The sequence below is a fragment of the Shigella flexneri 2a str. 301 genome, assembly GCF_000006925.2.
Lineage (GTDB): Bacteria > Pseudomonadota > Gammaproteobacteria > Enterobacterales > Enterobacteriaceae > ECMA0423.
This window is the reverse complement of record NC_004337.2, coordinates 3,393,485-3,416,440: the sequence shown is the minus strand read 5'-3', so window position 1 is coordinate 3,416,440 and position 22,956 is coordinate 3,393,485. Positions and strand designations below refer to the sequence as shown.

The following is a 22,956-nucleotide window of genomic DNA, read 5'->3' as shown; positions in this document are numbered from 1 at the left end:
AGCATCACTTGATTGACAGCATCACTTGATTGACAGCATCACTGACCAATCGCAAAGATTGCTAAGGCTTGCTTATGGCAGGGAGATAAGGATGGTCGATATAGAAATTTGGCTGCGTTTAATGAGCATCAGCAGCTTGTACGGCGATGATATGGTCCGTATCGCTCACTGGCTGGCAAAACAGTCGCATATTGATGCGGTTGTATTGCAGCAAACAGGGCTTACATTGCGGCAGGCACAACGCTTTCTTTCATTTCCACGAAAGAGTATCGAAAGCTCACTTTGTTGGTTGGAGCAACCCAACCATCATTTAATCCCTGCGGACAGCGAATTTTATCCTCCTCAACTTCAGGCGACGACAGATTACCCCGGCGCACTGTTTGTTGAAGGAGAACTGCACGCGCTGCATTCATTTCAGCTTGCCGTAGTGGGGAGTCGGGCGCATTCATGGTATGGCGAGCGATGGGGGCGATTATTTTGCGAAACTCTGGCGACGTGTGGAGTGACAATTACGAGTGGACTGGCGCGTGGAATCGATGGTGTGGTGCATAAAGCGGCCTTACAGGTAAATGGCGTCAGCATTGCTGTATTGGGGAATGGACTTAATACCATTCATCCGCGTCGCCATGCCCGACTGGCTGCCAGTCTGTTTGAACAGGGTGGCGCTCTCGTCTCGGAATTTCCCCTCGATGTTCCACCCCTTGCTTACAATTTCCCACGAAGAAATCGCATTATCAGTGGTCTAAGTAAAGGTGTACTGGTGGTGGAAGCGGCTTTGCGCAGTGGTTCGCTGGTGACAGCACGTTGTGCGCTTGAGCAGGGGCGTGAAGTTTTTGCCTTGCCAGGTCCAATAGGGAATCCGGGAAGCGAAGGGCCTCACTGGTTAATAAAACAAGGTGCGATTCTTGTGACGGAACCGGAAGAAATTCTGGAAAACTTGCAATTTGGATTGCACTGGTTGCCAGACGCCCCTGAAAATTCATTTTATTCACCAGATCAGCAAGACGTGGCATTGCCATTTCCTGAGCTCCTGGCTAACGTAGGAGATGAGGTAACACCTGTTGACGTCGTCGCTGAACGTGCCGGCCAACCTGTGCCAGAGGTAGTTACTCAACTACTCGAACTGGAGTTAGCAGGATGGATCGCAGCTGTACCCGGCGGCTATGTCCGATTGAGGAGGGCATGCCATGTTCGACGTACTAATGTATTTGTTTGAAACCTATATTCACACTGAAGCTGAGTTGCGTGTGGATCAAGACAAACTTGAACAGGATCTTACCGACGCAGGTTTTGAGCGAGAAGATATCTACAATGCCCTGCTATGGCTGGAAAAACTTGCTGATTATCAGGAAGGGTTGGCAGAACCGATGCAACTGGCCTCGGATCCTCTCTCCATGCGTATTTATACACCGGAAGAGTGTGAACGACTGGATGCCAGCTGCCGTGGGTTTCTGCTTTTCCTTGAGCAGATTCAGGTGCTCAACCTTGAAACTCGTGAAATGGTGATAGAGCGAGTGCTCGCGCTGGATAACGCAGAGTTCGAACTGGATGATCTGAAATGGGTGATCCTGATGGTGTTGTTCAACATCCCGGGCTGCGAAAATGCGTACCAGCAAATGGAAGAATTACTCTTTGAAGTGAATGAAGGTATGCTGCATTAATCATTTCTTTAATTCAGCATAAGTTGTTATGGCAAAATCAGCACTGTTCACGGTGCGTAATAATGAGTCCTGCCCAAAGTGCGGGGCTGAACTGGTTATTCGATCCGGGAAACACGGTCCGTTTCTTGGATGCTCACAGTATCCGGCGTGTGACTACGTCCGTCCTCTGAAATCTTCAGCGGATGGACATATTGTCAAAGTTCTGGAGGGGCAGGTTTGCCCCGTATGTGGCGCAAATCTGGTATTACGCCAGGGACGCTTTGGTATGTTTATTGGTTGCAGTAACTACCCTGAATGCGAACATACCGAACTTATCGATAAACCGGACGAAACAGCAATTACATGCCCCCAATGTCGGACGGGCCATCTGGTCCAGCGCCGCTCCCGTTATGGCAAAACATTTCACTCCTGTGATCGCTACCCGGAGTGTCAATTTGCCATTAACTTCAAACCAATAGCTGGAGAATGCCCTGAGTGTCATTATCCGCTACTCATCGAAAAGAAAACCGCGCAGGGTGTAAAACACTTTTGTGCCAGTAAACAATGTGGAAAGCCGGTTTCGGCGGAATAATAACGTGAATAATAACCTGCAAGGAGACGCTATCGCAGCTGCGATAGATGTCCTCAATGAAAAACGTGTCATCGCCTATCCAACGGAAGCCGTTTTCGGTGTCGGGTGCGATCCTGATAGCGAAACAGCAGTGATGAGACTGTTGGAGTTAAAACAGCGTCCGGTTGATAAGGGGCTGATTTTAATCGCGGCAAATTACGAGCAGCTTAAACCCTATATTGATGACACCATGTTGACTGACGTGCAGCGTGAAACCATTTTTTCCTGCTGGCCAGGTCCTGTCACCTTTGTCTTTCCCGCGCCTGCGACAACACCGCGCTGGTTGACGGGCCGCTTTGATTCGCTTGCTGTACGAGTCACCGACCATCCGTTGGTGGTTGCTTTGTGCCAGGCTTATGGTAAACCGCTGGTTTCTACCAGTGCCAACTTGAGTGGATTGCCACCTTGTCGAACAGTAGACGAAGTTCGCGCACAATTTGGCGCGGCGTTCCCGGTTGTGCCTGGTGAAACGCGGGGGCGTTTAAATCCTTCAGAAATCCGCGATGCCCTGACGGGTGAACTGTTTCGACAGGGGTAACATAATGGAAACCTATGCTGTTTTTGGTAATCCGATAGCCCACAGCAAATCGCCATTCATTCATCAGCAATTTGCTCAGCAACTGAATATTGAACATCCCTATGGGCGCGTGTTGGCACCCATCAATGATTTCATCAACACACTGAACGCTTTCTTTCGTGCTGGTGGTAAAGGTGCGAATGTGACGGTGCCTTTTAAAGAAGAGGCTTTTGCCAGAGCGGATGAGCTTACTGAACGGGCAGCGTTGGCTGGTGCAGTTAATACCCTCAAGCGGTTAGAAGATGGACGCCTGCTGGGTGACAATACCGATGGTGTAGGCTTGTTAAGCGATCTGGAACGTCTGTCTTTTATCCGCCCTGGTTTACGTATTCTGCTTATCGGCGCTGGTGGAGCATCTCGCGGCGTACTACTGCCACTTCTTTCCCTGGACTGTGCGGTGACAATCACTAATCGGACGGTATCCCGCGCGGAAGAGTTGGCTAAATTGTTTGCGCACACTGGCAGTATTCAGGCGTTGGGTATGGACGAACTGGAAGGTCATGAGTTTGATCTCATTATTAATGCAACATCCAGTGGCATCAGTGGTGATATTCCGGCGATCCCGTCATCGCTCATTCATCCAGGCATTTATTGCTATGACATGTTCTATCAGAAAGGAAAAACTCCTTTTCTGGCATGGTGTGAGCAGCGAGGCTCAAAGCGTAATGCTGATGGTTTAGGAATGCTGGTGGCACAGGCGGCTCATGCCTTTCTTCTCTGGCACGGTGTTCTGCCTGACGTAGAACCAGTTATAAAGCAATTGCAGGAGGAATTGTCCGCGTGAATCAGGCCATCCAGTTTCCGGACAGGGAAGAGTGGGACGAGAATAAAAAATGTGTATGTTTTCCCGCTCTCGTGAATGGTATGCAACTGACATGCGCGATCTCTGGCGAGAGTCTGGCGTATCGCTTTACTGGAGATACGCCAGAACAGTGGTTAGCGAGTTTTCGTCAGCATCGCTGGGACCTGGAAGAAGAAGCGGACAACTTAATTCAGGAACAAAGTGAAGATGATCAAGGCTGGGTCTGGTTACCCTGATCCAGATATTCGTCCTTCCATTTCACGTAATTATTCGCGGAATAGCGTAACCCAGCCTTCTCTTCATCACTTAACGGGCGGATCTGTTTGACGGGGCTACCGAGATACAGATATCCGCTCTCCAGCCGTTTATTTTGTGGGACCAGACTACCCGCACCAATCATCACATCATCTTCTACTATTGCGCCATCAAGTAAAATTGAGCCCATCCCAACCAAAACTCGATTGCCAATGGTGCAGCCGTGGAGCATCACCTTGTGACCAACAGTGACATCTTCGCCAATGGTTAATGGGTTGCCATCTGGGTTGTACGAGGATTTATGAGTGACATGCAACATACTGCCATCCTGGATATTGGTGCGTGCTCCGATCTGTACATAATGTACATCTCCACGAATCACAACGAGCGGCCAGATCCCCACATCATCAGCCAGACGAACGTCACCAATCACGACACTGCTATCGTCGATCATTACGCGCTGACCGATTTGTGGAAAAAGATCGCGGTATGGGCGTAAAACATCAGACATACTTACCTCAGCAATAAATGATTTACTAATGACTTTGGGGGCATTATTGGCCTTGTGCAAGTCTTTTAGTATGCAAAAAAGCACCGTTTTGTGTGCGATTGCAGCAAAAAGGGTGAAAAAACAACAAACAGAAAAGAAGATCAAAAAAATACTTGTGCAAAATATTGGGATCCCTATAATGCGCCTCCGTTGAGACGACAACGTGAAACACTTCACAGGATGGTCGGAACAACGAAGAGAAAAATCCTGAAATTCAGGGTTGACTCTGAAAGAGGAAAGCGTAATATACGCCACCTCGCGACAGTGCGCTAAAGCGCGTCGCAACTGCTCTTTAACAATTTATCAGACAATCTGTGTGGGCACTCGAAGATACGGATTCTTAACGTCGCAAGACGAAAAATGAATACCAAGTCTCAAGAGTGAACACGTAATTCATTACGAAGTTTAATTCTTTGAGCATCAAACTTTTAAATTGAAGAGTTTGATCATGGCTCAGATTGAACGCTGGCGGCAGGCCTAACACATGCAAGTCGAACGGTAACAGGAAGCAGCTTGCTGTTTCGCTGACGAGTGGCGGACGGGTGAGTAATGTCTGGGAAACTGCCTGATGGAGGGGGATAACTACTGGAAACGGTAGCTAATACCGCATAACGTCGCAAGACCAAAGAGGGGGACCTTCGGGCCTCTTGCCATCGGATGTGCCCAGATGGGATTAGCTAGTAGGTGGGGTAACGGCTCACCTAGGCGACGATCCCTAGCTGGTCTGAGAGGATGACCAGCCACACTGGAACTGAGACACGGTCCAGACTCCTACGGGAGGCAGCAGTGGGGAATATTGCACAATGGGCGCAAGCCTGATGCAGCCATGCCGCGTGTATGAAGAAGGCCTTCGGGTTGTAAAGTACTTTCAGCGGGGAGGAAGGGAGTAAAGTTAATACCTTTACTCATTGACGTTACCCGCAGAAGAAGCACCGGCTAACTCCGTGCCAGCAGCCGCGGTAATACGGAGGGTGCAAGCGTTAATCGGAATTACTGGGCGTAAAGCGCACGCAGGCGGTTTGTTAAGTCAGATGTGAAATCCCCGGGCTCAACCTGGGAACTGCATCTGATACTGGCAAGCTTGAGTCTCGTAGAGGGGGGTAGAATTCCAGGTGTAGCGGTGAAATGCGTAGAGATCTGGAGGAATACCGGTGGCGAAGGCGGCCCCCTGGACGAAGACTGACGCTCAGGTGCGAAAGCGTGGGGAGCAAACAGGATTAGATACCCTGGTAGTCCACGCTGTAAACGATGTCGACTTGGAGGTTGTGCCCTTGAGGTGTGGCTTCCGGAGCTAACGCGTTAAGTCGACCGCCTGGGGAGTACGGCCGCAAGGTTAAAACTCAAATGAATTGACGGGGGCCCGCACAAGCGGTGGAGCATGTGGTTTAATTCGATGCAACGCGAAGAACCTTACCTGGTCTTGACATCCACGGAAGTTTTCAGAGATGAGAATGTGCCTTCGGGAACCGTGAGACAGGTGCTGCATGGCTGTCGTCAGCTCGTGTTGTGAAATGTTGGGTTAAGTCCCGCAACGAGCGCAACCCTTATCCTTTGTTGCCAGCGGTCCGGCCGGGAACTCAAAGGAGACTGCCAGTGATAAACTGGAGGAAGGTGGGGATGACGTCAAGTCATCATGGCCCTTACGACCAGGGCTACACACGTGCTACAATGGCGCATACAAAGAGAAGCGACCTCGCGAGAGCAAGCGGACCTCATAAAGTGCGTCGTAGTCCGGATTGGAGTCTGCAACTCGACTCCATGAAGTCGGAATCGCTAGTAATCGTGGATCAGAATGCCACGGTGAATACGTTCCCGGGCCTTGTACACACCGCCCGTCACACCATGGGAGTGGGTTGCAAAAGAAGTAGGTAGCTTAACCTTCGGGAGGGCGCTTACCACTTTGTGATTCATGACTGGGGTGAAGTCGTAACAAGGTAACCGTAGGGGAACCTGCGGTTGGATCACCTCCTTACCTTAAAGAAGCGTTCTTTGTAGTGCTCACACAGATTGTCTGATAGAAAGTGAAAAGCAAGGCGTCTTGCGAAGCAGACTGATACGTCCCCTTCGTCTAGAGGCCCAGGACACCGCCCTTTCACGGCGGTAACAGGGGTTCGAATCCCCTAGGGGACGCCACTTGCTGGTTTGTGAGTGAAAGTCACCTGCCTTGATATCTCAAAACTCATCTTCGGGTGATGTTTGAGATATTTGCTCTTTAAAAATCTGGATCAAGCTGAAAATTGAAACACTGAACAACGAAAGTTGTTCGTGAGTCTCTCAAATTTTCGCAACACGATGATGAGTCGAAAGAAACATCTTCGGGTTGTGAGGTTAAGCGACTAAGCGTACACGGTGGATGCCCTGGCAGTCAGAGGCGATGAAGGACGTGCTAATCTGCGATAAGCGTCGGTAAGGTGATATGAACCGTTATAACCGGCGATTTCCGAATGGGGAAACCCAGTGTGATTCGTCACACTATCATTAACTGAATCCATAGGTTAATGAGGCGAACCGGGGGAACTGAAACATCTAAGTACCCCGAGGAAAAGAAATCAACCGAGATTCCCCCAGTAGCGGCGAGCGAACGGGGAGCAGCCCAGAGCCTGAATCAGTGTGTGTGTTAGTGGAAGCGTCTGGAAAGGCGTGCGATACAGGGTGACAGCCCCGTACACAAAAATGCACATACTGTGAGCTCGATGAGTAGGGCGGGACACGTGGTATCCTGTCTGAATATGGGGGGACCATCCTCCAAGGCTAAATACTCCTGACTGACCGATAGTGAACCAGTACCGTGAGGGAAAGGCGAAAAGAACCCCGGCGAGGGGAGTGAAAAAGAACCTGAAACCGTGTACGTACAAGCAGTGGGAGCACGCTTAGGCGTGTGACTGCGTACCTTTTGTATAATGGGTCAGCGACTTATATTCTGTAGCAAGGTTAACCGAATAGGGGAGCCGAAGGGAAACCGAGTCTTAACTGGGCGTTAAGTTGCAGGGTATAGACCCGAAACCCGGTGATCTAGCCATGGGCAGGTTGAAGGTTGGGTAACACTAACTGGAGGACCGAACCGACTAATGTTGAAAAATTAGCGGATGACTTGTGGCTGGGGGTGAAAGGCCAATCAAACCGGGAGATAGCTGGTTCTCCCCGAAAGCTATTTAGGTAGCGCCTCGTGAATTCATCTCCGGGGGTAGAGCACTGTTTCGGCAAGGGGGTCATCCCGACTTACCAACCCGATGCAAACTGCGAATACCGGAGAATGTTATCACGGGAGACACACGGCGGGTGCTAACGTCCGTCGTGAAGAGGGAAACAACCCAGACCGCCAGCTAAGGTCCCAAAGTCATGGTTAAGTGGGAAACGATGTGGGAAGGCCCAGACAGCCAGGATGTTGGCTTAGAAGCAGCCATCATTTAAAGAAAGCGTAATAGCTCACTGGTCGAGTCGGCCTGCGCGGAAGATGTAACGGGGCTAAACCATGCACCGAAGCTGCGGCAGCGACGCTTATGCGTTGTTGGGTAGGGGAGCGTTCTGTAAGCCTGTGAAGGTGTGCTGTGAGGTATGCTGGAGGTATCAGAAGTGCGAATGCTGACATAAGTAACGATAAAGCGGGTGAAAAGCCCGCTCGCCGGAAGACCAAGGGTTCCTGTCCAACGTTAATCGGGGCAGGGTGAGTCGACCCCTAAGGCGAGGCCGAAAGGCGTAGTCGATGGGAAACAGGTTAATATTCCTGTACTTGGTGTTACTGCGAAGGGGGGACGGAGAAGGCTATGTTGGCCGGGCGACGGTTGTCCCGGTTTAAGCGTGTAGGCTGGTTTTCCAGGCAAATCCGGAAAATCAAGGCCGAGGCGTGATGACGAGGCACTACGGTGCTGAAGCAACAAATGCCCTGCTTCCAGGAAAAGCCTCTAAGCATCAGGTAACATCAAATCGTACCCCAAACCGACACAGGTGGTCAGGTAGAGAATACCAAGGCGCTTGAGAGAACTCGGGTGAAGGAACTAGGCAAAATGGTGCCGTAACTTCGGGAGAAGGCACGCTGATACGTAGGTGAAGCGACTTGCTCGTGGAGCTGAAATCAGTCGAAGATACCAGCTGGCTGCAACTGTTTATTAAAAACACAGCACTGTGCAAACACGAAAGTGGACGTATACGGTGTGACGCCTGCCCGGTGCCGGAAGGTTAATTGATGGGGTTAGCGCAAGCGAAGCTCTTGATCGAAGCCCCGGTAAACGGCGGCCGTAACTATAACGGTCCTAAGGTAGCGAAATTCCTTGTCGGGTAAGTTCCGACCTGCACGAATGGCGTAATGATGGCCAGGCTGTCTCCACCCGAGACTCAGTGAAATTGAACTCGCTGTGAAGATGCAGTGTACCCGCGGCAAGACGGAAAGACCCCGTGAACCTTTACTATAGCTTGACACTGAACATTGAGCCTTGATGTGTAGGATAGGTGGGAGGCTTTGAAGTGTGGACGCCAGTCTGCATGGAGCCGACCTTGAAATACCACCCTTTAATGTTTGATGTTCTAACGTGGACCCGTGATCCGGGTTGCGGACAGTGTCTGGTGGGTAGTTTGACTGGGGCGGTCTCCTCCTAAAGAGTAACGGAGGAGCACGAAGGTTGGCTAATCCTGGTCGGACATCAGGAGGTTAGTGCAATGGCATAAGCCAGCTTGACTGCGAGCGTGACGGCGCGAGCAGGTGCGAAAGCAGGTCATAGTGATCCGGTGGTTCTGAATGGAAGGGCCATCGCTCAACGGATAAAAGGTACTCCGGGGATAACAGGCTGATACCGCCCAAGAGTTCATATCGACGGCGGTGTTTGGCACCTCGATGTCGGCTCATCACATCCTGGGGCTGAAGTAGGTCCCAAGGGTATGGCTGTTCGCCATTTAAAGTGGTACGCGAGCTGGGTTTAGAACGTCGTGAGACAGTTCGGTCCCTATCTGCCGTGGGCGCTGGAGAACTGAGGGGGGCTGCTCCTAGTACGAGAGGACCGGAGTGGACGCATCACTGGTGTTCGGGTTGTCATGCCAATGGCACTGCCCGGTAGCTAAATGCGGAAGAGATAAGTGCTGAAAGCATCTAAGCACGAAACTTGCCCCGAGATGAGTTCTCCCTGACCCTTTAAGGGTCCTGAAGGAACGTTGAAGACGACGACGTTGATAGGCCGGGTGTGTAAGCGCAGCGATGCGTTGAGCTAACCGGTACTAATGAACCGTGAGGCTTAACCTTACAACGCCGAAGATGTTTTGGCGGATTGAGAGAAGATTTTCAGCCTGATACAGATTAAATCAGAACGCAGAAGCGGTCTGATAAAACAGAATTAGCCTGGCGGCCGTAGCGCGGTGGTCCCACCTGACCCCATGCCGAACTCAGAAGTGAAACGCCGTAGCGCCGATGGTAGTGTGGGGTCTCCCCATGCGAGAGTAGGGAACTGCCAGGCATCAAATTTAGCGTGCTGATATGGCTCAGTTGGTAGAGCGCACCCTTGGTAAGGGTGAGGTCCCCAGTTCGACTCTGGGTATCAGCACCACTTTTTAGGTTAAAGTTCGGCAGATTAGAAAAGAATTTGTCTGGCGGCAGTTGCGCGGTGGTCCCACCTGACCCCATGCCGAACTCAGAAGTGAAACGCCGTAGCGCCGATGGTAGTGTGGGGTCTCCCCATGCGAGAGTAGGGAACTGCCAGACATCAAATCAAGCGAAAGGCCATCCGAAAGGATGGCCTTTTTGCTTTTCGAACTAACATTCAATTAATGGATTACCTGCGATAAAAATGCCCTCGTACGCTCTGATTTAGGATGCGCAAAAAATTCATCAGGTGTAGCTTGTTCCACTATCTCCCCACGATCCATAAAAATTACCCGGTCAGCGACGGTACGTGCAAACCCCATCTCATGTGTTACACACAACATTGTCATACCCGACTGCGCCAGCCCAATCATCGTATCCAGCACCTCTTTCACCATCTCCGGATCGAGCGCCGACGTTGGTTCATCAAACAACATAATTTTCGGCTTCATACACAGCGAACGCGCAATGGCAACGCGTTGCTGCTGACCACCTGAAATCTGTCCGGGAAACTTATGCGCATGTTCGGCAATTCTCACCCGCTCAAGGTAATGCATCGCCAGAGCTTCAGCCTCTTTCTTAGGCATCTTGCGTACCCAAATCGGTGCCAGGGTACAGTTCTGTAAAACGGTCAGATGAGGGAAGAGATTGAAATGCTGAAATACCATTCCCACTTCCTGCCTGACGCGCTCAATATTGCGGATATCTTCATTAAGTTCGATGCCATCTACGACAATCCGTCCCTGTTGATGTTCTTCCAGATGATTAATACAACGAATGGTTGTCGATTTACCGGAACCAGAAGGGCCACACAGAACGATCCGTTCTCCCGGTTGCACGGTTAAATTTATATTTTTCAAAACATGGAATTGTCCATACCATTTATGGACGTTTTCCAGCGTAATCATCGCGTTAGCAGGTTGCAGTAAAATTTGGCTCATAGTGTCCTCAATGCGGTGTACGCCCGGTGTTAAAACGTTTTTCCAGATGTTGGCTATAACGTGACATGCTGAAACAAAAGATCCAGTAGATCAGCGCGGCGAAAACATACCCTTCCGTCGACATACCCAACCAGGCGGGATCAACGGTTGCCTGCTGAACGCTACTGAAAAGATCGAACAAGCCGATGATGATCACTAGGCTGGTATCTTTGAAGAGTGCGATGATGGTATTTACCAGCCCAGGAATTACCAGCTTCAACGCCTGTGGCAGAATAACCAGCCCCTGAGTTTTCCAGTAACCCAACGCCAGCGACTCTGCCGCTTCATATTGCCCTTTAGGCAGCGCCTGTAATCCACCTCGCACGACTTCCGCAACATATGCTGACTGAAACAGGATCACGCCAACCAGCGCGCGGATCAGTTTGTCGATACTGGTGCCTTCTGCCATAAACAACGGCAGCATGACCGAAGACATAAACAATACGGTAATCAGCGGTACGCCGCGCCAGAACTCGATAAAAATGACCGATAAGATACGCACAATCGGCATATGGGAGCGGCGACCTAATGCCAGTAAGATCCCCCACGGTAGCGCCCCCGCAATCCCAACGGATGCAATAATTAAAGTTAGCGTCAGCCCGCCCCATTGCCGGGTTTCAACCCGCTCAAGACCAAAAAAACCGCCATACATCAGCCACCAGACAATCAGTGGGTAAATCACCGCCCAGGCCGCAATATAGCGACCGCGATGCGGGAGTATTTTCCAGAACATTGGTGCGATCGATACAAGCCCAATCAGTAATGCGAGGTTAATTCGCCAGCGTTGGTCGTGTGGGTAAAGTCCATACATAAACTGACCAAATCGTTCGTGAATGAAGACCCAACAGGCACCGGCTTTTGTGCAGTCAGCACGCGTTGAGCCAACCCAATTAGCCTGCAAAAATGCCCAGTTCAGCAACGGTGGGATCAGTTCCCACATCAACCATATGCAGCCAATAGTCAGCAGGCTATTGCTCCAGCTGGAGAACAGATTTTTTCGCACCCACACCATCGCGCGGCTTGAGTTATGGCTCGCCGGGCGCGAGGGCTGAGACAGCAATACTTTTGTCATCATGACTCCTTAGCGTTCAACGATCGCGATGCGGCGGTTATAGATATTCATCAGCAGCGAGATAGTCAGGCTGATAATCAGATAGACCGACATGGTCATGGCTATCGTCTCGATGGCTTGCCCCGTCTGGTTCAGCACGGTGCCAGCAAACAGCGAAACCATATCGGGATAGCCAATAACGGCGGCAAGAGAGGAGTTTTTGACGATGTTGAGATACTGGCTGGTTAACGGCGGAATAATTACTCGCAGTGCCTGGGGAATAATGACCTGGCGTAGCGTAACCGGGTTGGGTAACCCCAGTGACCGAGCCGCTTCATGTTGACCATAAGGCACTGCCTGGATCCCAGCGCGGATAATCTCGGCGATAAATGCAGAGGTATAAACCGAAAGTGCCAGCGTTAAGGCTGCCAGTTCAGGAATTAAAACCATTCCGCCGCGGAAGTTAAAGCCTTGTAGGGCTGGGACATCCCAGTGTAGTGCTGCGCCAAAAAGCCATTGCGCCAGTAAAGGCAAACCAATGATCAACACTGCGGCGATCGGCCAGGAGCGGCGCAGTTGTCCGGTCTTTATCTGGTATGTTTTATTAAAGCGGAATAGCCCAACAGAAAGGACTATAGCCATAACAACAGCCAGGATAAACGCGGTAATGCTGCCAACTTACTGATTTAGTGTATGATGGTGATTTTAAGGTGCTTGCGTGGCTTCCATTTCCATCAGATGTCCTTCCTGCTCCGCTACTGAAGGCGTGGTGCGTAACGGCAAAAGCACTGCCGGACATCAGCGCTATCTCTGCTCTCATTGCCGTAAAACATGGCAACTACAGTTCACTTACACCGCCTCTCAGCCCGGTAAGCACCAGAAAATCATTGATATGGCCATGAATGGCGTCGGATGTCGCGCCAGTGCACGCATTATGGGCGTTGGCCTCAACACGGTTTTACGTCACTTAAAAAACTCAGGCCGCAGTCGGTAACCTCGCGCATACAACCGGGCAGTGATGTGATTGTCTGCGCTGAAATGGACGAACATTGGGGCTACGTCGGTGCTAAATCACGTCAGCGCTGGCTGTTTTACGCGTATGACAGGATACGGAGGACGGTTGTGGCGCACGTCTTCGGGGAACGCACTCTGGCCACACTGGAGCGTCTTCTGAGCCTGCTGTCGGCCTTTGAGGTCGTGGTATGGATGACGGATGGCTGGCCGCTGTATGAATCACGCCTGAAGGGAAAGCTGCACGTTATCAGCAAGCGTTACACTCAGCGCATTGAGCGACATAATCTGAATCTGAGACAACATCTGGCAAGGCTGGTACGGAAGTCACTGTCGTTCTCAAAATCGGTGGAGCTGCATGACAAGGTCATCGGGCATTATCTGAACATAAAACACTATCAGTAAGTTGGAGTCATTACCATAAACGCAATAAATCCGTCTCCCAGCTGCGGTGACGGAATATAAAGCCCACGATTGCTCAAAAAGGCCAGATCAAACGCGCTCACAGCTTGGCGTGGTCCGGGCAAATTGCGCAACACGGCAAAGTACCAGAAGAAGATTTGCAATATTACGGAAGATCTCAATATAAATTGTGGAAAGCTTTCGTAGCAGCCAGTTATCCGAAAGTCTCGCCAGACCGATAAAGAAGCCCAAAACAGAAGCGAACACAATACACAATGCAGAAACCAGTAGCGTATTGAGTAAGCCGACAATAAAAACGCGTCCGTAGGTGTCGCCCTGCTGGTAATCGATCAAATGCTGGACAATACCGAAGCCAGCGCCGCGATCCAGAAAGGCAAAACCTGAAGTAATGCCACGATTATTGAGATTCGTTACAGTGTTTTGAAATAACCAACCAACAATGCCGACAACAGCAACAACGGCAAGGATCTGGAATAACCAGGCACGAACCGTAGGGTTGGCAAAGGAGAGTGAGCCTTTAACGGTTGAGCGGCGATGAGGCATAGAAACCTCGGAAAGCATAACGCTGAAGAGAGCGCCGCCGTAGCGACGCTCGTTACCTCACACCGACTTAACGCACGGGCGGCGCGTACTGAATACCGCCGTTATTCCAGAGATTATTTTGCCCACGTTTAATTTTCAGCGGGCTTTCTGAACCTACGTTACGCTCAAAAATTTCCGAGTAGTTACTCACCTGTTTGATGATGTTATAGGCCCATTTATTATCCAACTTCAGATCCTTGCCGTAATCGCCTTCTTTACCCAACAGATGTGCCATATCAGGCGTTGCTGGATTAGCCGCTTTTTCATCGACGTTCTGGGAATTGATGCCCATCTCTTCAGCATTTAGCATGGCGAAAAGCGTCCAGCGTACAATCGAGAACCATTCATCATCGCCACGACGAACTACCGGCCCAAGCGGTTCTTTAGAGATAACCTCCGGTAAGACAATCCATTCAGCCGGGTTGCTTAATTTGATGCGCAAGGCATACAGTTGCGACTGATCCGAAGCCAGCGTATCGCAGCGACCAGATTCCAGTGCCTTCGCTGATTCGTCAGAGCGATCGAAAGTCACTGGTGTGTACTTCATATTGTTTGCCTTGAAATAGTCGGCGACGTTGAGTTCGGTATCAGTACCCGCCTGAATACAGACGGTAGCGCCATCCAGTTCTTTCGCGCTTTTTAGCCCCGCTTTATCGTGCGTCAGGAAGCCAATGCCGTCGTAATAAGTGACGCCGGTAAATGCCATTCCCATCCCGGCATCGCGAGATGAAGTCCAGGTCGTATTACGGGAGAGCAAATCCACTTCCCCTGACTGTAAAGCGGTGAAGCGTTCTTTTGCTGTGAGTGGGGTATATTTCACTTTCGTGTCGTCACCAAATACAGCAGCGGCAACACCACGACAAACATCAACATCAATACCTGAAAACTTACCGTCTGCATCGGCATAAGAGAACCTAGGTAATCCATCACTGATCCCGCATTGCACAAAACCTTTTTTCTGAACGGCATCAAGCGTCGCGCCAGCATGCGCCTGATTTGCAACGGCAAGCAGCACGCTGGCGGCAGCCAGTGTGGCTATCATCATCTTTTTCATAATGCTTCCTGTGAGGCGAAAATTATCGTTATAGGACGTTTGGGAAACGTCTTTTACCTGTCTGTGGCCATCCTCTTATAAGCAAAAGTAGTGCCAGCTTTTGCGCACGATTTCGCGTCGCAATAAGCTGAGTGTAGACAGGAAATAATAAAAACAGCGCCCCGCAATGGTGCGAAAATGGGTAATGCTGCCAACTTACTGATTTAGTGTATGATGGTGATTTTAAGGTGCTTGCGTGGCTTCCATTTCCATCAGATGTCCTTCCTGCTCCGCTACTGAAGGCGTGGTGCGTAACGGCAAAAGCACTGCCGGACATCAGCGCTATCTCTGCTCTCATTGCCGTAAAACATGGCAACTACAGTTCACTTACACCGCCTCTCAGCCCGGTACGCACCAGAAAATCATTGATATGGCCATGAATGGCGTCGGATGTCGCGCCAGCGCACGCATTATGGGCGTTGGCCTCAACACGGTTTTACGTCACTTAAAAAACTCAGGCCGCAGTCGGTAACCTCGCGCATACAACCGGGCAGTGATGTGATTGTCTGCGCTGAAATGGACGAACATTGGGGCTACGTCGGTGCTAAATCACGTCAGCGCTGGCTGTTTTACGCGTATGACAGGATACGGAGGACGGTTGTGGCGCACGTCTTCGGTGAACGCACTCTGGCCACACTGGAGCGTCTTCTGAGCCTGCTGTCGGCCTTTGAGGTCGTGGTATGGATGACGGATGGCTGGCCGCTGTATGAATCACGCCTGAAGGGAAAGCTGCACGTTATCAGCAAGCGTTACACTCAGCGCATTGAGCGACATAATCTGAATCTGAGACAACATCTGGCAAGGCTGGTACGGAAGTCACTGTCGTTCTCAAAATCGGTGGAGCTGCATGACAAGGTCATCGGGCATTATCTGAACATAAAACACTATCAGTAAGTTGGAGTCATTACCGACATTCTGTCCTGAAAATTCAGTTCGTCACAGTTAACCAGTTTTAGTGGATTAACTGAGTTCATATTACGGCATTTGTCTGTTTCTGTTGTCAGCAGTTCAATCCACTGCATCAGTAAAGTATCAAACAGAAAAACGAAGACAGCGAAAACGACGAGCCACCAATACTTGCGAATCATTACCTGAGCCTGTGCATGTTTAACCAAGTCTGGCAGGAAATATACACGAAATGAATAATCTGAAAACTAGGCTTACACTTCCTTTACTTTGCAATGAGATCGGGGTCAACTTCGCTTAACCGGCTTCGTTTTGACAGGTTGCCGGTCTTTCTTTTTTTCACTTTCGCCAGTTCTTCCGCGGAGTAATGCGACGCGACATCCAGCCGTCGAAGCCCCATTTTGATGTACTCGCTGTTGATCTCAATACCAATGAATTTTCGTCCGCTGGCGATGGCTACGGCACCGGTAGTAAAGCTACCGGCAAACGGGTCGAGAACGATATCGCCTGGGTTGGAAGAGGCGAGAATAATGCGTTTCAGTAAGGCTTTCGGTTTTTGCGTCGGGTGGTTCTCATATTCATCCATCAAATAACGCACGCGCGGAAAATCCCAGACGTTACCCGGTACTTTTTGATGATTGTATGGCTGTGGAGGATTTTTGCGATAATCGATCAACGCGCGCTGCGATCCGGTTTTGGCTTCTACCAGAATAGCATCACCGTTGAATGTGTAGTTCTTTGCGTCTTTCACCATCATCAGGATGGGTTCGTACATGGAGCCGTAGTGTTTTTTCGCCTGTACTCCAGAACTGTCATATGACCAGACGATGCGACTTTTGATGGTAAAAAGCTTGCGGCACTGGAGATCGATAAAGGGCATGTTTTCCGTACTGTTCATAATGTACATGCTGCCCTGCTTTTTCAGAACGCGGTGGCACTCTGCAATCACTTCAAACAGCCAGTCGATAAACAGATCTTCTTTCCAGGCTTCGATCAGACCATCAAAATTTTTACCGATGTTATACGGTGGGTCGGCAAAGAGCAGATCGACGCTTTCAGTAGGTAGCTTTTTAAGTTCGGCAAAGGCATCACCGTGAATAATGGTCTTAGCTTCATTACCAAACCGGGTCGGTTCACATCCTGTTCTCATGGTCACTCCCTTTGTGACACCTATAAAAAAGGCGCTTCCCCATGCCGAGTAGCGCCTTTTTAATCAAGCATTTAGCTAACCTGAATTAGTTCATGCCGTATTTTTTCAATTTTTTACGCAGCGTACCACGGTTGATGCCCATCATCAGCGCAGCACGGGTCTGGTTACCACGGGTGTATTGCATCACCATGTCCAACAGGGGCTGTTCTACTTCAGCCAGTACCAGCTCATAGAGGTCATTCACATCCTGACCATTCAGTTGAGCAAAATAGTTCTTCAGTGCCTGTTTAACCGAGTCACGCAGGGGTTTTTGGGTTACCTGATCCTGAGAGTTAACGGTAGAAACGGTCAGTACGTCAGAATTTACGCGTTGTTCGAACATAGTTCTGTCAGCTCTTTATTTCTGTTTACGCAAAATTTTCGAAGTATGCCTCCAACGCCTCCAGCTGTTCGCTGGCATCCTCAATGGCGTTGAATGTGCGCCGAAACTGGTCATTTGGAGCGTGTTCCTGGAGATACCAGGAAACGTGTTTACGTGCAATTCGGTACCCTTTTGCCGGACCATAAAAGTCATGCAGTTCCCGAACGTGCGCGCAAAGCAAGCGCTTAACCTCTGCCAAAGGCAGTGGGGGCAGCAACTCCCCAGTGTCCAGATAATGCTGGATTTCCCGAAAGATCCAGGGTCTTCCCTGAGCTGCGCGGCCTATCATCAGGGCATCCGCCCCTGTATAGTCGAGCACAGCTCTGGCTTTAAGCGGGTCAGTAATGTCGCCATTCGCGATAACCGGAATGGAAACTTTCTGCTTAACTGCCCGAATACTGTCGTACTCAGCTTCTCCATTGAACAAACAGGCGCGTGTACGGCCATGAATGGTCAGAGCCTGAATGCCACAGTCTTCAGCCAGTTGGGCAATCTCTTCGCAGTTACGGTGTTCCGGTGCCCAGCCGGTGCGAATCTTCAGGGTAACAGGAACGTCCACTGCATTGACGACCTCGGTAAGGATCGATTTAACGACATCCGGGTACTGCAAGAGGGCTGAACCTGCGAGCTTGCGATTCACTTTTTTAGCCGGGCAACCCATATTGATATCAATAATCTGGGCACCGCTTTCCACGTTAATACGTGCTGCATCTGCCATTTCTTTCGGAGCGCTACCAGCAATTTGCACGGTGCGAATACCGGGTTCATCAATGTGCACCATCCGTAAACGAGATTTGTCGCTTTCCCAAACCTGTGGGTTAGAAGACATCATCTCGGATACTGTCAATCCGGCTCCCATCTCGTAGCACAACGTCCGAAAAGGTCTGTCTGTAATGCCAGCCATGGGCGCTGCGATCAGGCGATTTCTGAGCTGATATTGTCCGATGCGCATGAGTTAAGAAATGACCATACTGTGACTGCAAGGCGGCGTATATTACGCATTTTTTGCACGAGATGAAAGGCCAAACTTTGACCAATCCTCTGAGATGGATCAAAGAATTGCATTTAAAATGAGCGTGGTGCGATAATTACTCATAAAAATCATCATATTAGAAAATAGTGACTAAAATTTACACTCAAAGAAATTTGAGTAAGTTCTCAATTTTTCTTTATGAATGAAAATTTTGGCACGCAAATTTGCGTAAATAATCGGCAAATTTACGTGCCTTTTGTGAGCTTGCTCGCACTTCGCCCCGCGTCACCCTACGGCGATGCGAAGGTCAATTCTTACGACCGGTAATACGGCACCACTCTTCTTTTTCCACGACCGGGTCCAGTGCGAAGCTATCGGCATAAGCTTCACAAACGCTCTCTGCCTGGCTTGCCAGAATACCGGAAAGGCCCAGCAAACCGCCTGAAACTGGCAGGACGCTGATTAACGGTGCCAGTTCACGTAATGGGCCTGCAAGGATGTTAGCGACCACCACGTCGGCTTTCATTTCTTCTGGCTGATCTTTCGGTAAGTAGAGTTCCAGACGGTCAGAAACGCCATTACGTTCGGCGTTATCGCGGCTGGCCTGAATCGCCTGCGGATCGATATCAATACCAATGGCTTTTGCTGCACCCAGTTTCAGCGCCGCGATCGCCAGAATGCCGGAACCACAGCCAAAGTCGATGACTGTTTTACCGGTTAAATCGAGGCTGTCGAGCCATTGCAGGCACAGAGAGGTGGTTGGATGGGTACCCGTACCAAACGCCAGCCCTGGATCTAACATCACGTTGACGGCGTTTTCGTCCGGCACATCACGCCAGCTAGGGCAGATCCACAGTCGTTCACCAAAGCGCATCGGGTGGAAATTATCCATCCATTCGCGCTCCCAGTCTTTATCTTCTAGTTGTTCGATTTTATGCGCGAAGCCTGCGCCGAGCAGCGGATGGTTTTCCAGAATCGCCACCACGTCGTTCATATCGGTTTCAGCGTCGAACAGACCAATCACATCGGTGTCGCCCCACAGGCGCGTTTCGCCCGGCAGCGGCTCAAATACTGGCGTATCGTGGGTATCCTGAAAAGTGATAGAAACGGCACCCGCTTCCATCAGCGCATCGCTAAGATCTTCCGCGTTCGCGCCGGTGGTGTTCAGTTTCAGTTGGATCCAAGGCATGGCAAAACTCTTTATTTATCAGTAGTCAAAACGGTAGCTTGCGGGACGGATGTACCGAAACGGTTTCCGACCAGGAAAGCCAGCAAACTTAGTAGTAACGAGGGCACGATAGGGTGGAAGCCCAGGTACTGAATATTCAGCGTCGCGAGTACGGCATACAGCACGCCGCCAACGATCATCGCACTTAGCGCGCCTTTGGCGTTGGCGCGTTCCCAGTAAAGACCCAGCACCAGCGGCCACAGGAAAACGGCTTCCAGCCCACCGAAGGCCAGCAAATTCAGCCAGATGATCATTTCTGGCGGCTTCCAGGCGGCAAGCAGCAGCAACGCGCCGAGAACTAACGTAATTACCGCCGACATCCGCTTCAGACGCGTCTCGTTTTGCATTTGATCCGGACGGATATTCAGATAGAGATCTTTAATGATCGTAGCGGAACTTTGCAGCAGTTGGGCGTTAATTGTCGACATGATCGCAGCCATAGGTGCAGCCAGAAAGATCCCGGCAGCAAAAGGTGGCAGCACTTTTACCATTAACGTCGGGATCACCAGATCCGGTACGGTGAGATCGGGGATCACTGCACGACCTAACGCTCCGGCCAGGTGCATACCGAACATCAGGATTGCGACTATAATCGTACCGATGATGATCCCCCGGTGTACTGCTTTGCTGTCTTTATAAGAGATACAGCGCACCGCAGTATGCGGCAGGCCAATCACGCCAAAGCACACCAGTACCCAGAACGACGTCATAAAGGCAGGCGACAGAATATCGTCAGCGCCTTGTGGCGTAACCAGTTGCGGATCGATGGTTTGCAAGGTCTGTACTGCGTTGCTTAAGCCGCCAGCGGCATGTACCACGCCAATAAGCAGCACAACGGTGCCAATCAGCATCACAAGCCCTTGCATGGTGTCGTTCAGCACGCTGGCGCGAAAGCCACCAAAGGCGGTATATAACGCAATGCTGATACCAAAAATCAGCAGCCCGGTTTCATAAGGAATACCCGCCGCGGTTTCCAGCAGGCGCGCACCGCCGATAAACTGCACGGTCATCGCACCAACGAACGCAACCAGCAAACTCAAACTCGCCAGCCACACCAGAAGACGACTCTGGTAGCGGGCAAACAGCATATCGTTCAGCGTCACTGCATTGTAGCGGCGCGCAAGAATCGCAAACTTCTTGCCGAGAATACCGAGTGAAAGCCAGACAGCAGGAAGCTGAATCATCGCCAGCAATACCCAGCCCAGCCCGTATTTATAAGCAGCTCCTGGCCCGCCGATAAACGAACTGGCACTGATATAGGTCGCGGTGAGAGTCATCGCCAGCACAATACCGCCCATAGAGCGGCTGCCGAGGAAATACTCATTAAGGAAGGTGCCGGTGCTCCGTTTACGCATCGCATAAACCGAGATACCGAACACCACCACCAGATAGGCGACCAGCGGTAGAATTACTTCAAGCTGCATCGTCATCCTCCAGTGGGATATCGCGATAGATAAATTTCACCATCGCCCAGCACAGTCCAATAAACAGTAGCGGCGTCAGGATGCAGGCCATCTCAAACCAGCGCGGAAAGCCGGTAAAACCGGGGGCAACGCCAGGTAAGTAAGCGTCTACTAACCAAACTGCCAGATACAAAAGGGTCAGCCCCAGCGCCCAGCGGGCCTCTTTATGGGCCTGAACAAAACGAGTGTCCATTTTTTGTCCCTGATGGGTGAAGAAAGCGAGGATTGTACCTTATGGGGGTTGTCGATCCCCAGTAATAAAAAAGGCCGGAAAATCCGGCCTTTTGACGCTTTTGCAGTCTTATTTTTCCTGAAGACCGAGTTTTTTCTCCAGATAGTGGATGTTAGTGCCACCATGCTGGAAGTTCTCGTCATTCATGATGCGGATCTGCAGATCAACGTTGGTTTTGATACCGTCGATGATCAGCTCCTGCAGCGCATTCTTCATGCGGGCAATCGCCACGTCACGGTTTTCACCGTAGCAAATCAGCTTACCGATCATTGAGTCATAGTACGGCGGTACGGTGTAGCCCGCGTAGATATGAGACTCCCAACGTACGCCAAAACCGCCAGGTGCGTGGAAACGGGTGATTTTGCCTGGGCTTGGCAGGAAGGTGTTCGGATCTTCGGCGTTGATACGACATTCCACCGCATGGCCGCGAACGTGAACTTCTTCTTGCTTGATCGACAGCGGTTGACCGGCAGCGATACGCAGCTGTTCTTTGATCAGGTCAACGCCGGTGATCATTTCTGTAACCGGGTGTTCTACCTGAATACGGGTGTTCATTTCGATGAAATAGAACTCGCCGTTTTCGAACAGGAACTCGAAAGTACCTGCACCGCGATAGCCGATATCAACACACGCTTTAGCGCAACGTTCGCCGATGTAGCGACGCAGTTCCGGGGTAATGCCCGGTGCTGGTGCTTCTTCGACCACTTTCTGGTGGCGGCGCTGCATGGAGCAGTCACGTTCCGCCAGATAGATAGCGTTGCCCTGACCGTCAGCCAGTACCTGAATCTCGACGTGGCGAGGATTCTCCAGGTATTTCTCCATGTAAACCATATCGTTGCTGAAAGCAGCTTTCGCTTCCGCACGGGTCATGGAGATGGATTGTGCCAGTTCAGCGTCGCCGCGCACTACGCGCATACCGCGACAACCGCCGCCGCCGGAGGCTTTGATAATCACCGGATAACCAATGCGTTTAGCAATGGCGCGGTTTTTATCCATATCGTCGCCCAGCGGGCCGTCAGAACCAGGTACGCAAGGAACGCCCGCTTTTTTCATCGCCGCGATTGCGGATACTTTGTCGCCCATCAGGCGAATGGTTTCTGCTTTCGGGCCGATGAAGATAAAGCCGGAGCGTTCAACCTGCTCGGCAAAGTTGGCGTTCTCGGAGAGGAAGCCGTAACCCGGATGGATTGCTACTGCGCCGGTGATTTCAGCGGCGCTGATGATTGCCGGGATGTTCAGATAACTTTTTACTGACGGAGCAGGGCCAATACAGACCGTTTCATCTGCCAGTAATACGTGTTTTAGATCGCGATCCGTGCTGGAGTGCACAGCGACAGTCTTGATGCCCAGTTCTTTACAGGCACGAAGAATACGCAATGCAATCTCGCCGCGGTTGGCAATAACAATTTTATCCAGCATGTT

Annotated in this window: 22 protein-coding genes, 2 tRNA genes, 4 rRNA genes, 2 pseudogenes and 3 other annotated features; of the genes and pseudogenes, 15 read left to right on the top strand and 15 right to left on the bottom strand. The window is 50.8% G+C overall.

Going from position 1 to position 22,956, the window contains the following annotated elements; all coding sequences use genetic code 11:
- Positions 1-91: 91 nt before the first annotated feature.
- The 6 genes from smf to yrdB are packed head-to-tail and all read left to right on the top strand — an operon-like array spanning position 92 to position 3,886.
- On the top strand, positions 92-1,216 hold the full coding sequence (gene smf, locus SF3317) for a hypothetical protein (protein ID NP_709073.2): 1,125 nt from the start codon (positions 92-94) through the stop codon (positions 1,214-1,216).
- Positions 1,203-1,661: a hypothetical protein gene (gene smg / locus SF3316; protein NP_709072.2), complete on the top strand. Its 459-nt coding sequence runs from the start codon at positions 1,203-1,205 to the stop codon at positions 1,659-1,661. Before smf ends, smg begins: the two co-directional genes overlap by 14 nt.
- Positions 1,662-1,713: 52 nt before the next feature.
- The gene (gene yrdD, locus SF3315; RefSeq protein ID NP_709071.2) at positions 1,714-2,232 is read left to right on the top strand and encodes a DNA topoisomerase; all 519 of its coding nucleotides are present in this window, start codon (positions 1,714-1,716) and stop codon (positions 2,230-2,232) included.
- A gap of 4 nt (positions 2,233-2,236) precedes the next feature.
- Positions 2,237-2,809 carry a tRNA(ANN) t(6)A37 threonylcarbamoyladenosine modification protein gene (gene yrdC, locus SF3314; protein NP_709070.2) on the top strand — a complete coding sequence of 191 codons (573 nt, stop codon included), beginning with the start codon at positions 2,237-2,239 and terminating at the stop codon, positions 2,807-2,809.
- A 4-nt stretch (positions 2,810-2,813) separates the two neighbouring features.
- Entirely contained in the window at positions 2,814-3,632 is an 819-nt protein-coding gene (aroE, locus tag SF3313; protein ID NP_709069.2) for a shikimate 5-dehydrogenase, read from the top strand.
- Positions 3,629-3,886 (top strand): hypothetical protein, encoded by a 258-nt coding sequence (gene yrdB, locus SF3312; RefSeq protein ID NP_709068.1) that lies wholly within the window; start codon positions 3,629-3,631, stop codon positions 3,884-3,886. Before aroE ends, yrdB begins: the two co-directional genes overlap by 4 nt.
- On the opposite strand, the gene yrdA is transcribed toward yrdB, so the two are convergent.
- On the bottom strand, positions 3,862-4,632 hold the full coding sequence (yrdA, locus tag SF3311) for a transferase (RefSeq protein ID NP_709067.2): 771 nt from the start codon (positions 4,630-4,632) through the stop codon (positions 3,862-3,864). The two genes, yrdB and yrdA, sit on opposite strands and share 25 nt — an antisense overlap.
- Positions 4,633-4,885: 253 nt before the next feature.
- Between yrdA and rrsD the strand changes: the two genes are divergently transcribed.
- From rrsD to rrfF, 6 genes are all read left to right on the top strand, one after another.
- Positions 4,886-6,427 (top strand): 16S ribosomal RNA (gene rrsD / locus SF4516).
- Positions 6,428-6,512: 85 nt separating this feature from the next.
- A tRNA-Glu gene (locus SF4515) sits at positions 6,513-6,588 on the top strand.
- A 193-nt stretch (positions 6,589-6,781) separates the two neighbouring features.
- A 23S ribosomal RNA gene (rrlD, locus tag SF4514) occupies positions 6,782-9,685 on the top strand.
- Between the two features lie 94 nt (positions 9,686-9,779).
- Positions 9,780-9,898: ribosomal RNA gene (rrfD, locus tag SF4513) — 5S ribosomal RNA — on the top strand.
- Positions 9,899-9,910: 12 nt separating this feature from the next.
- Positions 9,911-9,986, top strand: a tRNA-Thr gene (locus SF4512).
- Between the two features lie 38 nt (positions 9,987-10,024).
- Positions 10,025-10,143 (top strand): 5S ribosomal RNA (gene rrfF, locus SF4511).
- Together the 16S, 23S and 5S rRNA genes with 2 tRNA genes alongside form the textbook arrangement of a ribosomal RNA operon.
- Positions 10,144-10,203: 60 nt before the next feature.
- Here rrfF and yhdZ read toward each other — a convergent pair.
- The 3 genes and pseudogenes from yhdZ to yhdX all read right to left on the bottom strand — a co-directional run bounded on the left by yhdZ (position 10,204) and on the right by yhdX (position 12,715).
- On the bottom strand, positions 10,204-10,962 hold the full coding sequence (gene yhdZ / locus SF3310) for an ABC transporter ATP-binding protein (protein NP_709066.1): 759 nt from the start codon (positions 10,960-10,962) through the stop codon (positions 10,204-10,206).
- Between the two features lie 7 nt (positions 10,963-10,969).
- On the bottom strand, positions 10,970-12,073 hold the full coding sequence (gene yhdY / locus SF3309; RefSeq protein ID NP_709065.2) for a transport system permease: 1,104 nt from the start codon (positions 12,071-12,073) through the stop codon (positions 10,970-10,972).
- A gap of 101 nt (positions 12,074-12,174) precedes the next feature.
- Positions 12,175-12,715: a sequence feature (Similar to Escherichia coli K12 transport system permease gi: 1789669 (369 aa). BLAST with identity of 97% in 180 aa. This CDS has been truncated. The sequence has been checked and is believed to be correct.), on the bottom strand.
- Positions 12,175-12,715, bottom strand: a pseudogene (yhdX, locus tag SF3308). It overlaps the preceding feature by 541 nt.
- Positions 12,716-13,483, top strand: a mobile genetic element.
- Between yhdX and insA the strand changes: the two are divergent.
- Positions 12,771-13,046, top strand: a complete 276-nt coding sequence (gene insA / locus SF3307) for an insertion element IS1 protein InsA (protein ID NP_709064.1) — start codon at positions 12,771-12,773, stop codon at positions 13,044-13,046. Its footprint overlaps the feature before it by 276 nt.
- Complete coding sequence (insB, locus tag SF3306) at positions 13,073-13,468, top strand: insertion element IS1 protein InsB (RefSeq protein ID NP_709063.1); 396 nt, start codon at positions 13,073-13,075, stop codon at positions 13,466-13,468. (Lies within the feature at positions 12,716-13,483.)
- Here the strand turns inward: insB (SF3306) and SF3305 are convergent.
- The 3 genes and pseudogenes from SF3305 to SF3303 form a co-directional block, all read right to left on the bottom strand.
- Positions 13,462-14,047 (bottom strand): annotated as a pseudogene (locus SF3305). The gene insB (SF3306) and the pseudogene SF3305 overlap by 7 nt on opposite strands.
- 49 nt (positions 14,048-14,096) lie before the next feature.
- Positions 14,097-15,122: a substrate-binding transport protein gene (gene yhdW / locus SF3304; RefSeq protein NP_709061.1), complete on the bottom strand. Its 1,026-nt coding sequence runs from the start codon at positions 15,120-15,122 to the stop codon at positions 14,097-14,099.
- A 28-nt stretch (positions 15,123-15,150) separates the two neighbouring features.
- Positions 15,151-15,477 carry a hypothetical protein gene (locus tag SF3303; RefSeq protein NP_709060.1) on the bottom strand — a complete coding sequence of 109 codons (327 nt, stop codon included), beginning with the start codon at positions 15,475-15,477 and terminating at the stop codon, positions 15,151-15,153.
- Positions 15,303-16,070: a mobile genetic element, on the top strand. It overlaps the preceding gene by 175 nt.
- Here SF3303 and insB (SF3302) point away from each other — a divergent pair.
- Positions 15,552-16,055, top strand: a complete 504-nt coding sequence (insB, locus tag SF3302; protein ID NP_709059.1) for an insertion element IS1 protein InsB — start codon at positions 15,552-15,554, stop codon at positions 16,053-16,055. Its footprint overlaps the feature before it by 504 nt.
- Here the strand turns inward: insB (SF3302) and yhdU are convergent.
- The 8 genes from yhdU to accC form a co-directional block, all read right to left on the bottom strand.
- A complete protein-coding gene (yhdU, locus tag SF3301; RefSeq protein NP_709058.1) occupies positions 16,049-16,276 on the bottom strand; it encodes a hypothetical protein in 228 nt (75 codons plus the stop codon). The genes insB (SF3302) and yhdU overlap by 7 nt on opposite strands.
- Positions 16,277-16,332: 56 nt before the next feature.
- Positions 16,333-17,217 (bottom strand): methyltransferase, encoded by an 885-nt coding sequence (gene yhdJ, locus SF3300; RefSeq protein NP_709057.2) that lies wholly within the window; start codon positions 17,215-17,217, stop codon positions 16,333-16,335.
- Between the two features lie 85 nt (positions 17,218-17,302).
- On the bottom strand, positions 17,303-17,599 hold the full coding sequence (gene fis, locus SF3299; RefSeq protein ID NP_709056.1) for a Fis family transcriptional regulator: 297 nt from the start codon (positions 17,597-17,599) through the stop codon (positions 17,303-17,305).
- Between the two features lie 25 nt (positions 17,600-17,624).
- On the bottom strand, positions 17,625-18,467 hold the full coding sequence (gene yhdG / locus SF3298) for a dehydrogenase (RefSeq protein NP_709055.2): 843 nt from the start codon (positions 18,465-18,467) through the stop codon (positions 17,625-17,627).
- A 451-nt stretch (positions 18,468-18,918) separates the two neighbouring features.
- On the bottom strand, positions 18,919-19,800 hold the full coding sequence (gene prmA / locus SF3297; protein ID NP_709054.1) for a ribosomal protein L11 methyltransferase: 882 nt from the start codon (positions 19,798-19,800) through the stop codon (positions 18,919-18,921).
- An 11-nt stretch (positions 19,801-19,811) separates the two neighbouring features.
- The gene (panF, locus tag SF3296; RefSeq protein NP_709053.2) at positions 19,812-21,263 is read right to left on the bottom strand and encodes a sodium/panthothenate symporter; all 1,452 of its coding nucleotides are present in this window, start codon (positions 21,261-21,263) and stop codon (positions 19,812-19,814) included.
- Positions 21,253-21,495, bottom strand: coding sequence for a hypothetical protein (gene yhdT / locus SF3295; protein ID NP_709052.1), 243 nt, complete (start codon positions 21,493-21,495; stop codon positions 21,253-21,255). Before yhdT ends, panF begins: the two co-directional genes overlap by 11 nt.
- A 108-nt stretch (positions 21,496-21,603) precedes the next feature.
- The gene (gene accC, locus SF3294) at positions 21,604-22,953 is read right to left on the bottom strand and encodes an acetyl-CoA carboxylase biotin carboxylase subunit (protein NP_709051.2); all 1,350 of its coding nucleotides are present in this window, start codon (positions 22,951-22,953) and stop codon (positions 21,604-21,606) included.
- Positions 22,954-22,956: the final 3 nt, after the last annotated feature.

Excerpts from the sequence above, each read along its gene's own strand:
- smf (NP_709073.2), top strand. The coding sequence starts at position 92 with ATGGTCGATATAGAAATTTGGCTGCGTTTAATGAGCATCAGCAGCTTG.
- smg (NP_709072.2), top strand. The coding sequence starts at position 1,203 with ATGTATTTGTTTGAAACCTATATTCACACTGAAGCTGAGTTGCGTGTG.
- aroE (NP_709069.2), top strand. The coding sequence starts at position 2,814 with ATGGAAACCTATGCTGTTTTTGGTAATCCGATAGCCCACAGCAAATCG.
- yhdZ (NP_709066.1), bottom strand. The coding sequence starts at position 10,962 with ATGAGCCAAATTTTACTGCAACCTGCTAACGCGATGATTACGCTGGAA.
- yhdY (NP_709065.2), bottom strand. The coding sequence starts at position 12,073 with ATGACAAAAGTATTGCTGTCTCAGCCCTCGCGCCCGGCGAGCCATAAC.
- yhdW (NP_709061.1), bottom strand. The coding sequence starts at position 15,122 with ATGAAAAAGATGATGATAGCCACACTGGCTGCCGCCAGCGTGCTGCTT.
- insB (NP_709059.1), top strand. The coding sequence starts at position 15,552 with ATGTCGCGCCAGCGCACGCATTATGGGCGTTGGCCTCAACACGGTTTT.
- yhdJ (NP_709057.2), bottom strand. The coding sequence starts at position 17,217 with ATGAGAACAGGATGTGAACCGACCCGGTTTGGTAATGAAGCTAAGACC.
- fis (NP_709056.1), bottom strand. The coding sequence starts at position 17,599 with ATGTTCGAACAACGCGTAAATTCTGACGTACTGACCGTTTCTACCGTT.
- yhdG (NP_709055.2), bottom strand. The coding sequence starts at position 18,467 with ATGTCTTCTAACCCACAGGTTTGGGAAAGCGACAAATCTCGTTTACGG.
- prmA (NP_709054.1), bottom strand. The coding sequence starts at position 19,800 with ATGCCTTGGATCCAACTGAAACTGAACACCACCGGCGCGAACGCGGAA.
- panF (NP_709053.2), bottom strand. The coding sequence starts at position 21,263 with ATGCAGCTTGAAGTAATTCTACCGCTGGTCGCCTATCTGGTGGTGGTG.
- yhdT (NP_709052.1), bottom strand. The coding sequence starts at position 21,495 with ATGGACACTCGTTTTGTTCAGGCCCATAAAGAGGCCCGCTGGGCGCTG.
- accC (NP_709051.2), bottom strand. The coding sequence starts at position 22,953 with ATGCTGGATAAAATTGTTATTGCCAACCGCGGCGAGATTGCATTGCGT.